The organism is Qipengyuania algicola, assembly GCF_042492175.1.
GTDB lineage: Bacteria > Pseudomonadota > Alphaproteobacteria > Sphingomonadales > Sphingomonadaceae > CAJXSN01.
Genome location: NZ_CP170453.1, coordinates 2,824,770 through 2,839,651 on the forward strand (window position 1 = coordinate 2,824,770; position 14,882 = coordinate 2,839,651).

Below are 14,882 nucleotides of genomic sequence, written 5' to 3' on the forward strand. Positions count from 1 at the left end.
CTATTGCGCGATATGGCCCCGGTCCAGTATCCGATGCGGATGATCCAGCGCCCCGCCGTCCTGTTCGTCTGTCTAGGCAATATTTGTCGTTCCCCCCTCGCCGAGGGCGCGTTTCGGAGGCGTGCCGCCGAAGTAGGTCTGTGCGTCGATGCCGACAGCGCAGGAACCGCTGATTATCATGTCGGCTCCCCGCCCGACCCGCGCAGTATCGCCGAGGCACAGCGCCACGGGATCGACATTTCCGGATACAAGGGCCGTCAGTTGCAAATCCGCGATTTTCTGCGCTTCACGCACATCCTTGCGCTCGATCATTCCAATCTTGCCAATATCCAGGCCCTTGCCCCGCCCGATGCCACCGCCCGCGTTGGCCTGCTGATGGATGCCGTGCCGGGCCGCGAGGGCGCAGCGGTCGCCGATCCGTATTATGGCGGAGAGGAGAACTTCGCGGACACATGGGAAGATGTCGATCTGGCAGCGCAGGCTCTGGTGGCGGCGTTCACGGAATGAAGCCGAATGTTATGCCCGTGTTAACCAAGTTCTAAACCATAGTTCCTATTGCCGCCGGACTGACCCGATCAGCCAAAGGCAATTTTCGTGAACCGTAAACTTCTCCCGCTCGGCGCTGCACTTCTGCTTGGCGCATTTGCCACGCCGACATTCGCTCAAGACAGCGATGCTCCCGATGTCGCCCAGCCAACCGCCGCTCAAAACAGCGTCGAAGCGCGTTTCCTTGCGCTGGAACAAAGGCTGGCTGCGCTCGAAGCCGAAAATGCCCGGCTGAGGGCGAGCATCGCTCCGGCATCGGCACCAGCAGGGACACCGGCGCAAGCAGCGGCAGTTCAGGTCGCCTCGGCCACCGAAACGCCTGCGCCCGCATATGCAGACGAAGGCGGCACGGCCTCTCAGGACCGGTCACGGGGTACGGTCGGCTTCAACAATTCCTATGCGTTCCAGATGCTGGACAATGCAGAGGCCGCCAACACCAAACCGCTGGTGCAACTGGCAGCGGCCAGCGCCGGCGATCTTGACAGCCGCGTCGTTCTGTCCGGCGGCGTGACTGCCATCGCAAACCAGCAGTGGAGCGATACCGACAGCAAATTCGGTTATCTCATGCGTCACCCGACTACGAATAACCAGATCGGCAAGTCGGTGTCTGAAGCGGTAATCCATTCGGCGCAGCTCGCAGTGACCGCCAAACTGACTGACAGCGTGATTGCCTATGCCGAGATGCTGTATGATCCCCAGCAAAGTTTCGGTGCTGGCAACATCACTGCCCTCACCCGCAACCAGATCCAGCTGCGCCGCGGCTGGGTAATGCTGGGCAATCTCGACAAGTCGCCGTTCTACGCGCTGGTCGGCAAGATGGATGTGCCGTTCGGGCTGAACGAGACTGTCAGCCCGTTCACCAATTCGACCAACTGGCACGCTTTCGCCGGCCTCGCCTATGGAGCGCAAGCGGGGTACACCAGCGAGAATGTGACGGTACGCGCCATGGCCGTGCAAGGCGGAGCGCAGTTCCGCGCAGCCAATGTCCCTGTACAAGGCACCAGCGTTCCCTCGCGGCTGAACAATTTCGCCGTCGATGCGCGCTTTACCCTGCCCTTTGGCGAGAATGGCAACAGCGTCATGGCCGGGGCCAGCTACATCCATGGCAGCGCCTATTGCCAGGGCTATCCGATTTTCCACTTCAACCCGTGTGACGACAACAATCCTGCGGTCGCCGCCTATGGCCAGGTCAATATCGGCCCGGTCAAGCTGATCGGCGAATATGCGACCACGACGGACGAATGGCCCGGCACGGCTGTCCCCGTTCCGATGAACCCGCTCAGCCAGTTTGCTGCGGTCGAGGCAGAAGCCTTCACACTGGGCGGACGGTTCGGCTTTGGCGATTACTCAGCCAGTCCTCAGGGCCGCAAATTCGCGGTATCGGGTGAGTTCTCCAAGTTCATCTCGGGCGACAATGGTGCACCGTGGGAACGGCAGAACCAAGCAGTTCTCGGATTCTCCTGGTTCCCGAGCGAATCGATCAATCTGTTCACCGAATTCACCCATGTGGACGGCTGGGCGCCGCTCAATTTCCTGAGTGGCGGCAATCTACCCGATGGCAGCAGCTGGTCCGTACGTGAGGCCGACACCAATGTCGCACTGATCGGCGCGCAGGTGGCGTTCTGATCGCGCGCCTACCCTCCGCGCAGCAGCTGGACGCCCCAGTCCCGCTCCATCAAATATAGCAAAGTACGTGCGGCCTTGCCTCTTTCCGAGGCGAGGCCGCCGTCATGATCGACCAGCATCTGCGCATCGTCATGCGCCACCGGCAGCCATTTCTGGATTTGCTCCAGCGTGGCAATCCGGAACGGTGTGTCGCCGGACTGCCGCGTGCCGAGCAGTTCGCCCCCGCCGCGCAGTTCCAGATCTTCCTCCGCAATGCGAAAGCCGTCCTGTGTTTCGCGCATCAAAGCGAGACGCTTCTTGCCCGTTTCGGACAAGGCGTCCCCGCGCAGGAGCAGGCAGACCGATTTCTCGCTCCCCCGCCCCACACGGCCCCTGAGCTGATGCAGCTGGGCAAGCCCGAAGCGCTCGGCCTGCTCGATTACCATCAGCGTCGCAGCGGGCACGTCCACGCCGACTTCGATCACAGTGGTGGCGACCAGCAATTTCGCCTCCCCGCTGGAGAAACGCGCCATTGCGGCGTCTTTATGGTCCGCCGGTAATTGGCCATGCACCAGCACCACCGCTTGGCCGAAACGTTCTTTCAGCGCAGCATAGCGAGCCTCGGCAGCGGCGATATCGAGCGTCTCGTTGTCATTGACCATCGGGCACACCCAATAGGCCTGTTGCCCCGTTTCCAGATGACGCGCGACGCCGTCTGCGACTTCCTCCATCCGCGCCTGCGGGAACACCCGCGTGTCGATGGCCTGTCTGCCGGGGGGAAGCTCGTCCAGGCGGCTGACTTCCATCTCGCCATATTGTGCAAGCGTCAGCGTGCGCGGGATCGGTGTTGCGGTCATCGCCAGCGTGTGCGGTGTGGTCTTGCCCTTCTTGGCCAGCATGAGCCGCTGTGCGACGCCGAACCGGTGCTGCTCGTCGATCACCACCAGTCCCAGATCTTTATAGCTCACCGTATCCTGAAATATCGCATGGGTGCCGACTACCATATCGATCGAGCCATCCATAAGCCCCATCAAAATGCTCTCGCGCGCACGCCCCTTGTCGCGCCCCGTCAGCAGGGCAATTTCGACGCCTGTAGGTGCGGCCATGCTGCGCAATGTCTCGAAATGCTGGCGGGCGAGTATCTCGGTGGGAGCAAGCAGCGCCGCCTGGGCCCCCGCCTCCACCGCCACCAGCATCGCTTCCAGCGCGACCACCGTCTTGCCCGCGCCCACATCGCCTTGGAGCAGGCGCAGCATGGGCGAGACCTGTGCCATGTCGCCTGCAATCTCGCGGTTCGAGCGTTCCTGCGCACCAGTCAGCGGGAACGGCAATTGCAGCTTGCCGCGCCGCGATCCGTCACCCACCAGCGCGCGGCCCTTGCGCTGGCGATTGTCCGCCCGGACCAGCATCAGCGCCAGAGAATTCGCCAGCAATTCGTCATAAGCCAGCCGTTCGCGCGCCTTAGCGTTCTCACTCTTATGCGCCAGTTTCAGCGCATCGAACCATGCAGGCCAGCCTTCGCGTTCGAACAGTCCCGGCTCGATCCATTCCGGCAAATCGGGCAGCTTGGCCAGCGATTGCCCTACCAACCCGCCTATCTTTGGCTGTGTCAGCCCCTCGGCCAAAGAATACACCGGCTCGCACAGCCGCTGCAGCGTCTCGCCGCCCTCCTCCACCACATGATCGGGATGGACGATCTGCAGCATGTCACCATAGCGGTCGAGGCGCCCGGCGACCCAGCGCGTTTCCCCCACCGGCAGCAATTTCTTGCCCGAATAGGATGCGCGGCCAAAATAGGTAATGGCGATGATGTTGCCGACCGCATCCTGCGCCAGAATGCGGTATGGTCCGCGCCCGGGATTGTAAGGCGCTTTGTGTTCGGTGGGTGTCAGCTGGATGACGATCTGCTCGCCCTCGCCCGCCTCGTCCACATTGCCCACCGCGCGCCTGGTCACAAACCGGTCCGGCAAGTGATACGCCAGATCGCGCACACGGCTGAGCCCCAACCGGCCCAGCGGTTTCATCAACTTTGGGCCCACGCCATCGAGCGTATCGACCTCGGCAAACAGGGGATTGAGTTCATCTGGGCGCATCGACCACAGCCTATAGCCTGTTGCGCGGCGATTTCGAGTGGCCTAACCGCTCTGGGATGGCACAATCCCTCACCAAAGAAGCCCGGCTTGCGCGGGCCAAATTCCGCGCATGGCATCGCGGCACGCGCGAGGCCGACTATATGATCGGCGGCTTTCTGGACCGGTACAGCAAAGACTGGGACGAGGCTGATCTGGCCTGGTTCGAAGCTCTGCTGGACGAGGACGATGTTGACATCATGGCGTGGGCATTGGGGACGCAGCCGATCCCCGATGCCTTTACCGGCCCACAAATGGACGCCATGCGAAAACTCGATTACGTCGATATCCCACGCTGACATCATAGGCCCACGGGAACGCTTCGGCGCGCCCGGCATACCCCAATCACATGCCTGACCTTTCCCGCATCCTGAAGGCCGATGGGCCGCTCACCCTCGCCAGCGTGGCTCGCGGGGCGCAACCGCTCGTGATGGCCGATCTGGCGCGCGCGGCGAAGGGCCGCGCGGTTTTTATCGCTCCGGACGAAGCGGCGATGCGGTCTGTGGCCGAGGCAGCGCGCTTCTTCGCGCCGGAATTGCAGGTGCTGGAATTTCCCGCATGGGATTGCCTGCCCTATGACCGCGCCAGCCCCGCACTATCAATCAGTGCCACCCGCCTAGCGACCTTGCATGATCTGCAGGCGGGCAAAACGGGATCGCAACTGGTCGTCACTACCGTCAACGCCGCCCTCCAACGCGTGCTGACCCCGTTCCGTATCCGCGAGAGTGTCCGCGAGCTGAAGGCCGGGTTCGAGATCGGCCATGCCAGTCTCTCTGCACTCCTCAGCCGGCAAGGATACACCCGCTCCGACACCGTCGTGGATCACGGCGAATACGCGATGCGCGGGTCGATCGTGGATATCTTCCCGTCGGGTCTGGAGCAGGGATTGCGGCTCGATTTCTTCGGCGACGAACTGGAATCGCTGCGGCTGTTCGATCCATCGACCCAGCGCACCACTGGCACGCTCGACAAATTCCTGCTGCTGCCCGCCAGCGAGGCGCTGCTGGACGAAGACAGCATCAAACGCTTCCGCAGCCGGTACCGCGAGCAATTCGGGGCCTCCGCCACGCAGGACCCGCTTTATGAAGCGGTCAGCGACAGCCGGCGGCAGGCGGGCATGGAGCACTGGCTGCCTTTGTTCGAAGACCGGCTGGTCACCCTGTTCGACCATCTGAGTGCTAACGATGCACTGGTGATCGACAACGCCGCCCTGCCCGCCGTTGACGAGCGGCTATCCGATATCGCCGACTACCGCGAGGCGCGGACCAATGCGACCGGCCAATCCAAGGGCGGTTACCGCCCGCTCGACCCGGAAACGCTCTATCTGGACGCTGACGAATGGCAGCGCGCCATGCAGGCCGCGCCGATCCATCGCAGCGTGATCTTCGCCGAGCCGGAAAGCGATAAAGTGCTCGATTTCGGCTTTTCATCTGCCCGCGATTTTGCACCAGAGCGCGCGCGGGGCGACAATATCTACGAGGCAGCGGCCAAGCATCTCGGCACGCTCGGCAAAGCGAAGAAGCGCTCGATCCTCGCAACCTATTCGGAGGGCTCGCGCAGCCGGATTGCTTCGATCCTGTCGGAAGCCGGTGCCGAGACCCTGCTGGCCGATAGCTGGCAGGATGCGCTTGGGAAATCGGCCAAGGGCAAGACGGTCGCTCTGGTCCTGCCGCTGGAAACCGGCTTCGCCAATGACGAGCTGGAGCTGCTGACCGAGCAGGATGTGCTGGGGGATAGGCTGGTCCGTCGCAAGAAGCGCCGCAAGGATTCCGATGCGTTTCTGGCTGAGATTCAAGCTCTCAATCGCGGCGATCTGGTGGTCCATATCGAGCACGGGATCGGCAAATATCTCGGGCTGGAGGCTATTGCTGCAGGCAAAAGCAAACATGACTGTGTGATGCTGGAATATGCCAGCGGGGATAAACTCTATATCCCGGTCGAGAATATCGATGTGCTAACCCGCTACGGCAGCAGCGAGCAGGCCGTGCAGCTAGACCGGCTGGGCGGTGAGGCATGGCAGCGCCGCCGCGCAAAACTGCGCGAGCGGATTCAGGCCATTGCAGGCGAGCTGATGAAAACCGCCGCCGCCCGCGCCCTGCGCAAGGCGCCCGTGCTGGAAGCGGAGGAAGCAACCTACAACCAGTTCCTCGACCGCTTCCCGTGGGAAGAGACCGACGATCAGGAACGCGCCATCGCCGATGTGCTGCGCGATCTGGAAAGCGGGCGACCGATGGACCGGCTGGTCTGCGGCGATGTTGGCTTCGGCAAAACCGAAGTGGCGCTGCGCGCGGCATTCGTTGCCGCGATGAACGGCCAGCAGGTGGCAATGGTGGCCCCCACCACCTTGCTTGCCCGACAGCATTACCAGAATTTCACTGAACGGTTCGCAGGCTTCCCGCTGAAAATCGGTCGCCTCTCGCGCCTCGTCCCCCCGACAGAAATGAAGGAAACGCGCGAGGGGTTGGAAAACGGCCAGATCGACATTGTGATCGGCACGCACGCCATTCTGTCAAAATCGACCACCTTCAAAAATCTCGGCCTCGTGGTGGTGGACGAGGAGCAACGCTTCGGCGTGACGCATAAGGAAAAGCTGAAACAGCTGCGCGCCGATGTGCATATGCTCACCCTGACGGCCACTCCCATCCCGCGCACGCTGCAAATGGCGATGACAGGCCTGCGCGAACTCAGCACCATCCAAACGCCGCCGGTCGATCGTCTCGCTGTGCGCACCTATGTGATGGAATGGGACGACATGGTGATGCGCGAGGCGTTGCTGCGCGAACATCATCGCGGGGGGCAGAGCTTTATTGTGGTCCCGCGCATTTCCGACATGGAGCAGCTGGAAGCATGGCTGCGGGAGCATGTGCCGGAGGTGAAGATTGTCACCGCGCACGGGCAGATGGGCGCAGGCCAGGTTGAAGAGCGGATGAGCGCCTTCTACGAGAAGAAATACGACGTTCTGCTGTCCACCACGATCGTGGAAAGCGGATTGGATATTCCCAGCGCCAATACCATCATCATCCACCGCGCCGACCGCTTTGGCCTTGCCCAACTTTACCAGCTGCGTGGCCGTGTCGGCCGGGCAAAGCTGCGCGCCTATGCCTATCTCACTTATGGACAGGACACGCAGCTGTCAGAGGTCGCCGAGAAGCGCCTGAAGGTCTTGGGCGATCTCGACTCGCTGGGCGCCGGTTTCCAGTTGGCGAGCCACGATCTCGATATTCGCGGGGCAGGCAATCTGGTGGGTGACGAGCAATCGGGCCACATCCGGGAAGTCGGCTTCGAGCTGTACCAATCGATGCTGGAGGACGCGATTCTAGCAGCCAAGGCGGGTGAAGCCGGTCTGGAGCGCGACACCAGCGCGCTAAGCCCGCAAATTACCGTCGATGCGCCGATTATGATCCCCGAGGACTATGTGCCCGATCTCGCGGTGCGCATGGCGCTGTATCGCCGCCTCAATCAGGCACAGGACAAGGCCGAAATCGAAAGCATGGCCGCAGAGATGATCGACCGCTTTGGCCCCCTGCCCGATGCAACCCGCAATCTGGTCCGGCTGCTGGAAATCAAGCATCAGGCGATTATCGCCAATATTTCGAAAATCGATGTCGGCGCGCGCGGGACGCTGGTGACATTCCATCAGGACGACTTCCCCGACGGACCCGGCCTGCTCGCCTATGTCGACCGGCTGAAAGGCACTGCGAAATTGCGCCCCGATATGAAGCTGGTGATTAACCGCGCATGGGACAGCCCCGAAAGCCGCCTGAATGGCTTGTTCCAATTGACCAAGGGTCTGAGCGGGATTGCGGCCAAGGCGCGCAAGGCGAAGGAAAAGCAGGCGGCCTAAGCGGCTGCGGCCCTCGCCATCGCGAGTTTGGCAAAAGCATCCGGCTTCATAGGGCGCGCCCGCAGGAAACCCTGATAACTTGAGCACCCTTCTCCGGCGACAATGCGCCGCTTCTCCTCGGTGTCGATCCCCTCGGCGACGACCGTCAGATCGAGCGCCCTCGCCATGGCTACAATCGCCCGCAAAACCGCCAGATCGCGGGAGTTTTCGGCGATGCCTTCCACCATGGTCCGGTCCAGCTTCAACGCGCTGAGAGGCAGCAGTTTGAGATAGCGGAAATTGCAGAATCCCGCCCCGAAATCATCCAGCGACAGAGCGATCCCCGCCGACTGGATTTTCGCAAGAACAGCCGCTGCCATGTCGAGATCGGCCAGCAGAACCTGCTCGGTGATTTCCAGTGTCAGGCGATGCGGATCGAACCCGCTCTGGCCGAGCAATGCCAGAAAATCATTCGCAAAATTGGGAGAGGCGAGATCGTTGGGAGTAATATTGAGCGATAGCCGCAATAGCTCCGGCCACTCTCGCGCAATGTCCAGCGCCCGCTCCGCAACATGGCGCGACAGGGCCGAGGTCTGGTCGGCGCGTTGGGCTATCGCAAACAGCGGTCCTGCCCCGATGAGCCCCAAAACCGGATGCTGCCACCGCGCCAGAGCCTCGGCCCCGATCAGGACGTCTTCTGGCAGTGCATATTGCGGTTGAAAGCGCACTTCGATCTCGCCGCGCGCCATCGCGCCCATCAGATCGGCCTCCAGTTGCGCTCCGCTGATCCCGTCGGGGGCCTTCTGCCTGTCGATCCATTCCGTGCGGCGACCCGGCTGGCCCTTCATCCGGCCCAGCGCTTCGGCAAGCCGGTCTAGCAGGGCCCGCGAATCTTCACCCGGTGCCGCGCGTATCAGGGCAATCCGTGGCCACAGACGCAGGCTGGCATCAGATTCAACCGCCGCTATCGGCAGCGCCACGGCATCGGCCAGCGCCTCGGCCAGCCATTGCCACCGCTCGCGCGTGCAATCCTCCCGCAGCGCTAACAGGAACTTTCCCCCGCCAAGACGCGCGGCAATCCAGTCGGACAGCTCGAACTCGTCCTCCCCGAAATGCATCAGCCGCCGCGCCACCTCGGCCAGGGCGCCATCCCCTGTGGCCTCGCCAAAGGCCAGATTGACGGTTTCGAACCGGCCAAGGCTCAGCACCATTGCGTGCACCGGCACGCCCTCGCGCGCCAGCCACTGGTCAAGCCGCTCCAGAGACGCAGCACGCCCCGGCAAACCTGTCAGCTCATCCCGTTCCATTGCGACCATTGCATTCATATCCTTGGCCCTAGTCCCGCTTCGTGCCTGTGTCTTTGGCCTTTGACGAAGCCGTCATCTTATGGGACGGCAGCGCAAGATTAGCGGGTTCGGAGACAGGCATGGGCGGTTCGCATCAATTCACGAAGCTGGCATTGCTGGCCGTCGAGACCGAGCGGGCGCAGCAGGCGGCCGCCGAATTGTCAGCGCAATATGAATTTGTCGCGCTGGACGATGCCGATGCGGTGGTGGTTCTGGGCGGTGATGGTTTCATGCTCCAGACACTCCACCAGATGCTCGATGACCATCAGCTGAAGCCGGTTTACGGCATTAATATGGGAACTGTCGGTTTCCTGATGAACAAGCCGCGCAAGCGGGTGGACCTGCTTTCCTCCGTCAACCGCGCGATCGACCGCGACATCGCCCCGCTGTGGATGGAAGCCATCACCCAGGACGGCAAGACCCACACCCGGTTTGCCATCAACGAAGTCTCGCTCCTGCGCGAAACCCGCCAGACTGCGAAGATCGAGGTCAGCGTGCGCGACAAGGTCCGGATTCAGGAGCTCGTGTGCGACGGTGTGCTGGTGGCCACTCCTGCAGGCTCGACAGCGTATAATTTCAGCGCCAACGGCCCGATCCTGCCGCTCGATTCCGAATTGATCGCCCTTACCCCGATCAGCGCGTTCCGCCCGCGCCGCTGGCGCGGCGCCGTTCTGCCGGAGCGCAATGACGTGACGTTCAAAGTGCGCGAGCCCGATAAGCGCCCGGTTGCGGTGGTCGCCGACCAGACCGAATTTCGCGATATCGCGGAAGTCCGCATCTCGATCTCCCGCGAACAGCAACTGACGCTGCTGTTCGACAAGGGTCACACGCTGGACGAGCGGATTGTGGCCGAGCAATTCGTCACCTGAACTCCGGGTATTTTTCCCGGCGAAGGCAGGTTTTTTGCCTCAAGCTTCATTTGAGCGAGAACGGGCCTTGCCAAAGGTTTTACGCCCCCATATAGGCCCAGCCCTGCCCCCTCCATACCGCTTGGGGGCTGCTCCCCGATAGCTCAGCGGTAGAGTAGGTGACTGTTAATCACTTGGTCGTTGGTTCGAATCCAACTCGGGGAGCCATTTTCTTCACATCGAAAGCAGCAAGCGCCCGCCGACCCAGATGGTCAGCGCGGCGGTCAGCATGCGGATGACCCGTGCAGGAAACACTCTTAGCGCGAGCAGGCTTCCGATCTGTCCGCCGATCACCACCGCGATCATGAGGGGCAGGCCGAATGCTGCGGCTTCGCCAAGCCGGTCGGACCCGTTCTTGAGCAATTGCCCCGCCAGCCCGAACAAGGAATTGACAAGAATAAAGAGGCTGGCCGTGGCCGCGATCGCACGCGTCTCGTTCCAGCGTGTGAGATGCAGAAGCGGCGCAAGGAATATACCGCCGCCTATGCCCACAAGGCCCGACAAGAACCCCAGCGGAAGAGCGACAACAGGCATAAGCCGCACCCAGCGTGTCGGTGTGTCGCTCTGGCTGCGCTGAGGGACGAAGAGGGCCAGCCCTGCCAGCACCAGGCAGCCGCCAAGCAGGATGAAGAAAGCATCCTCACGGATCGGTGTCAGCCCGCCAACTAACGCCGCCGGCGCGGCTAAGGCTGTCAGCAGCAAAGCACCCTTCCACGGCGTTACACCGGCACGGGCAAAGCGGATGCTGCTGCCTGCCACCACCGCGACATTACAGATCAGTGATAGGATCGGGAGCAATCGGTAATCGAACCCCGAAAGCGCCAGAAGAGCGCTGTAGGTCGAGCCGCCTCCGAACCCGACCGACGCGTAGAGCAGTGCCGTGACGAAGAAGGCGGCGGCGAGCCAGATCATCAGAAAATTTGGCGCAGGTGATATGCCAAGATCTCACCTAGGCACGTCATAGCCAAATCGCTCGCACACGGGGGCCGCAAGAAACCGGACGGTTTCCACCAATCCATCTGACCCAGCAAACATCCTCTGCGGTCCGGTGTTGCTGGGGCGGAAATGGGCCTTTGCTGAAAAACTGGCAAACGTTTCACCAAGGCCCGCCAGACCGGGACGTAGCGCCTCAAGTCGGGCGACATCCTCTGCAATATGCTCGTACCGGATCATGTGATCGACGACATATTCGCCATGACAGTAATACTGCTTCTCGTTCACAGTAACGAATTTTGAATGCGTTCGAGCCCAGTTGGCGAACGCTGCTGGATCGTCATTCGCGTGACCCTGATTGTAAAACTGCGAAACCAGTACGTCGAAGGGGTCGCGCACGATCGAAACTTTCAAGGCCTTATCGAAGACGCCGGGCGCCAGTCGTTCCCGCGCTTCATGAGCCGAGGTATGGTTGTAGAATTTGTATGGATAGCGAAGCTCACGGGCAACGGGTTTGAGCTGGCGGCGCGTCAATTCCCACGGCCGGTATCGGTAATTGCGCTTGCCAGCATAGCCGCGCCTGATCCGCTCCCGTTCCTCCTCGGGGAGGATAGGCGTGATGATGTCCCCGCGCCCCGCAAACCGCGACAGAGCCATCTCGAAAGATGTCCCTGCCACTTTGCGCGGCTTCAAAAACAATACATTATGCTGCTTCAGCAGTATCAAGTGTGAAGCCCCCTGCAACCTCGCTGGCGAGTAGGCGGCGCGATTGCCGCCCACATTTCCCTCAAGACAATGCCCCGTGGCAATGCTTGTACTTGTTGCCCGATCCGCAGGGGCACTGCGAATTGCGCGGAATGTCCTGATCCGCATAGGGATTGGGCGCAGACCCGCCCGACGCTGCCCCAGCTCTGGCCGATCCAGCAAGAGAGCCGAACAGTTCGGGCCGCGCTGCTGATCCGTCACCGTCGTCGGAATTGTCGCGGCCGGTGAGCGGATCGATATGACCCGTGAGGAAATCGGGCAGTTCGGGAAGTTCTTCCGGCGGGGGCGCAGCGCGCAGCTCGCTCTTCATCAGAATGCTGGTGACATCCTGCCGCAGCGTATCGAGCAGCCCTTCGAATAGTCCGAAAGCTTCCTGCTTGTATTCGTTGATCGGCTGTTTCTGGGCGATACCGCGCATCCAGATGACCTGACGCAGGGCATCCAGCGTAGCGAGGTGCTCTTTCCAGTGATGGTCCAGCCGGTCGAGCAGAATGCCCTTCTCCACCCGCTTCCAGATCGAGGGATCGGTCGAGGCGATCTTGGCCGTCATCTTCTCCTCGGCCATCGTCTGCAGACGTTCCTCGATGATGTCGGGCTCCAGCTGGTCTTCCTGCATCCAGGCATCGAGATCGGGCGACAGGCCCAGAACTTCGGTGACCTTTTCCTTCAGCCCTTCGATATCCCACTGCTCGGGATAAGAGCCGGGAGGACACGCGGTCCCGACCAGCGAATTGATCGTGTCCTGACGCATATCTACAACCACATCGTCGACCGCCTCACTGTCCATAATATCGGCGCGCTGTTCGTAGATCACCTTGCGCTGGTCGTTCATCACGTCATCATATTCGACGACCTGCTTACGCACGTCGTAATTGCGCGCCTCGACCTTCTTCTGCGCAGTCTCGATGGCCTTGCTCAGCCATTTGGAACCGATCGCCTCGCCATCTTCCAGATTGGAATTCATCATCCGGCTGAACAGCGTGTCCGGCCCGAAAATGCGCAGCAGATCATCTTCCAGACACAGGTAAAACCGCGAGAGACCCGGGTCGCCCTGACGGCCCGAACGGCCGCGCAGCTGGTTATCGATCCGGCGGCTCTCGTGCCGCTCCGTGCCAAGAACGAACAATCCGCCAGCCTGCAGCACCTGCTCGCGCTCGGCGGCGACTTCTTCTTTAATCTTGGCAATCGCCGCATCGCGAGCGGCCCCTTCGGGCATGTCCTTCAACTCGTCTTCGATTCGGAACTCGACATTGCCGCCGAGCTGAATATCGGTCCCGCGGCCCGCCATGTTCGTGGCGATGGTCACTGCGCCCATCCGGCCAGCCTGCGCCACGATATGCGCTTCGCTTTCGTGGAAGCGGGCATTGAGGACGGAGTGTTTCACGCCTTCCTCGTCGAGGAACTTGCTGAGCAGCTCGGACTTCTCGATCGAGACCGTGCCGACCAGAGTTGGCTGCCCGATTTCGCTCTTCTCGGCGATCGCCTTGGCGATGGCTTTGAACTTGTCGATGGTGTTCTTGTAGAACTCGTCGTCCTCGTCGATCCGCTGCACGGGGACATTGGTCGGGATCTCGACCACATTCATTTTGTAGATGTCCCAGAACTCGCTCGCCTCGGTGGCGGCGGTGCCGGTCATGCCCGAGAGCTTGGGGTACATACGGAAATAGTTCTGGAAGGTGATCGAGGCCATGGTCTGGTTTTCGGGCTCGATCTTGACGCCTTCCTTGGCCTCGACAGCCTGATGCAGGCCATTGGACCAGCGGCGGCCATCCATCATACGACCGGTAAACTCGTCAATGATCACGACCTTCTCGTCTTTGACGATGTAGTCGGTGTCGCGCTTGAACATGATGTTCGCTTTGAGCGCCTGGTCCAGATGGTGGACGACCTGGCTGTTCTCGACATCATAGAGATTGTCGGTTGTCAGCACACCGGAATCGGCCAGCAATTGCTCGATGGCTTCGGCCCCGTCCTCGGTCCAGCTGATGTTCTTTGTCTTCTCGTCCGCCTCGTACCATTCGGGATCGACCTGCTTCACGATGGCATCGATGGTCACATACAGATCGGTCTTGTCTTCGGTCGGGCCGGAGATGATCAGCGGGGTCCGCGCCTCGTCAATTAGGATGGAATCCACCTCGTCGACAATCGCGAAATTGAACGGGCGGTGGACCATTTGGCTGCGCTCATGCTTCATATTGTCGCGCAGGTAGTCGAAGCCGAATTCGTTGTTCGTGCCGTAAGTGATGTCGGCCTGGTAAGCCGCGCGGCGATCAGGTTCGGGAATGTTCGGGATAATCACGCCAACGGTCAGGCCGAGCCAGGTGTAGAGCTGCCCCATCCATTCCGCATCGCGGCGGGCGAGGTAGTCGTTGACGGTCACGACATGGACGCCCTTGCCCTCGATTGCGTTCAGATAGGTCGCCAGCGTCGCCACAAGCGTTTTACCCTCACCGGTGCGCATCTCGGCGATTTCGCCCCGGTGCAGCACGATGCCGCCAATCATCTGGACATCGAAATGCCGCATGCCAAGCACGCGCATCGACGCTTCGCGGACTGTGGCGAACGCTTCTGGCAGAATATCGTCAAGCGTTTTGCCGTCGGCCAGCAGGCCGCGGAACTTGTCCGTCTGGGCCTGCAGCTCCGCATCGCTGAGGGCCTTTACGTCATCCTCCAGCGCGTTGATCTGGCCGACGATCTTGCCGATGGATTTGACATACCGGTCGTTGGACGAACCGAAGAGAGATTTTGCGATACCTTTGAACATGAACTGTCCACCTTGGCGTAAGAATTTTGAACGAATTACGGGAGATGCGCGCCGGTCCTGATG

10 protein-coding genes and 1 tRNA gene are annotated in these 14,882 nt (G+C 61.4%); 6 read left to right on the forward strand and 5 right to left on the reverse strand.

The annotated features are described in order from the left end of the window. Positions 1 to 12 precede the first annotated feature (12 nt). Positions 13 to 507, forward strand: coding sequence for a low molecular weight protein-tyrosine-phosphatase (locus ACFCW2_RS13455; protein ID WP_379548986.1), 495 nt, complete (start codon positions 13 to 15; stop codon positions 505 to 507). An 87-nt stretch (positions 508 to 594) separates the two neighbouring features. Beyond that, positions 595 to 2,172: a hypothetical protein gene (locus ACFCW2_RS13460; protein ID WP_379547128.1), complete on the forward strand. Its 1,578-nt coding sequence runs from the start codon at positions 595 to 597 to the stop codon at positions 2,170 to 2,172. Between the two features lie 8 nt (positions 2,173 to 2,180). Here ACFCW2_RS13460 and recG read toward each other — a convergent pair whose 3' ends face one another. Continuing rightward, complete coding sequence (gene recG, locus ACFCW2_RS13465; protein WP_379547130.1) at positions 2,181 to 4,244, reverse strand: ATP-dependent DNA helicase RecG; 2,064 nt, start codon at positions 4,242 to 4,244, stop codon at positions 2,181 to 2,183. A 56-nt stretch (positions 4,245 to 4,300) separates the two neighbouring features. Here recG and ACFCW2_RS13470 point away from each other — a divergent pair, with 56 nt between their 5' ends. Beyond that, on the forward strand, positions 4,301 to 4,579 hold the full coding sequence (locus ACFCW2_RS13470; RefSeq protein ID WP_379547132.1) for a succinate dehydrogenase assembly factor 2: 279 nt from the start codon (positions 4,301 to 4,303) through the stop codon (positions 4,577 to 4,579). Between the two features lie 50 nt (positions 4,580 to 4,629). After that, the gene (mfd, locus tag ACFCW2_RS13475; RefSeq protein WP_379547134.1) at positions 4,630 to 8,124 is read left to right on the forward strand and encodes a transcription-repair coupling factor; all 3,495 of its coding nucleotides are present in this window, start codon (positions 4,630 to 4,632) and stop codon (positions 8,122 to 8,124) included. Here the strand turns inward: mfd and ACFCW2_RS13480 are convergent. After that, a complete protein-coding gene (locus ACFCW2_RS13480; RefSeq protein ID WP_379547135.1) occupies positions 8,121 to 9,428 on the reverse strand; it encodes an EAL domain-containing protein in 1,308 nt (435 codons plus the stop codon). The genes mfd and ACFCW2_RS13480 overlap by 4 nt on opposite strands. 101 nt (positions 9,429 to 9,529) lie before the next feature. Between ACFCW2_RS13480 and ACFCW2_RS13485 the strand changes: the two genes are divergently transcribed. Then, entirely contained in the window at positions 9,530 to 10,318 is a 789-nt protein-coding gene (locus ACFCW2_RS13485) for an NAD kinase (protein WP_379547137.1), read from the forward strand. 132 nt (positions 10,319 to 10,450) lie between these two features. Next, positions 10,451 to 10,525: transfer RNA gene (locus ACFCW2_RS13490), tRNA-Asn, on the forward strand. 6 nt (positions 10,526 to 10,531) lie between these two features. Here the strand turns inward: ACFCW2_RS13490 and ACFCW2_RS13495 are convergent. The 3 genes from ACFCW2_RS13495 to secA are packed head-to-tail and all read right to left on the reverse strand — an operon-like array spanning position 10,532 to position 14,819. Further along, positions 10,532 to 11,269, reverse strand: coding sequence for a sulfite exporter TauE/SafE family protein (locus ACFCW2_RS13495; RefSeq protein WP_379547139.1), 738 nt, complete (start codon positions 11,267 to 11,269; stop codon positions 10,532 to 10,534). 33 nt (positions 11,270 to 11,302) lie between these two features. Continuing rightward, positions 11,303 to 12,070, reverse strand: a complete 768-nt coding sequence (locus ACFCW2_RS13500) for a sulfotransferase family 2 domain-containing protein (protein ID WP_379547141.1) — start codon at positions 12,068 to 12,070, stop codon at positions 11,303 to 11,305. Between the two features lie 7 nt (positions 12,071 to 12,077). After that, positions 12,078 to 14,819 (reverse strand): preprotein translocase subunit SecA, encoded by a 2,742-nt coding sequence (gene secA / locus ACFCW2_RS13505; protein ID WP_379547143.1) that lies wholly within the window; start codon positions 14,817 to 14,819, stop codon positions 12,078 to 12,080. Positions 14,820 to 14,882 lie beyond the last annotated feature (63 nt).

Excerpts from the sequence above, each read along its gene's own strand:
- ACFCW2_RS13455 (WP_379548986.1), top strand. The coding sequence starts at position 13 with ATGGCCCCGGTCCAGTATCCGATGCGGATGATCCAGCGCCCCGCCGTC.
- secA (WP_379547143.1), bottom strand. The coding sequence starts at position 14,819 with ATGTTCAAAGGTATCGCAAAATCTCTCTTCGGTTCGTCCAACGACCGG.
- ACFCW2_RS13480 (WP_379547135.1), bottom strand. The coding sequence starts at position 9,428 with ATGAATGCAATGGTCGCAATGGAACGGGATGAGCTGACAGGTTTGCCG.
- mfd (WP_379547134.1), top strand. The coding sequence starts at position 4,630 with ATGCCTGACCTTTCCCGCATCCTGAAGGCCGATGGGCCGCTCACCCTC.
- ACFCW2_RS13485 (WP_379547137.1), top strand. The coding sequence starts at position 9,530 with ATGGGCGGTTCGCATCAATTCACGAAGCTGGCATTGCTGGCCGTCGAG.
- recG (WP_379547130.1), bottom strand. The coding sequence starts at position 4,244 with ATGCGCCCAGATGAACTCAATCCCCTGTTTGCCGAGGTCGATACGCTC.
- ACFCW2_RS13495 (WP_379547139.1), bottom strand. The coding sequence starts at position 11,269 with ATGATCTGGCTCGCCGCCGCCTTCTTCGTCACGGCACTGCTCTACGCG.
- ACFCW2_RS13470 (WP_379547132.1), top strand. The coding sequence starts at position 4,301 with ATGGCACAATCCCTCACCAAAGAAGCCCGGCTTGCGCGGGCCAAATTC.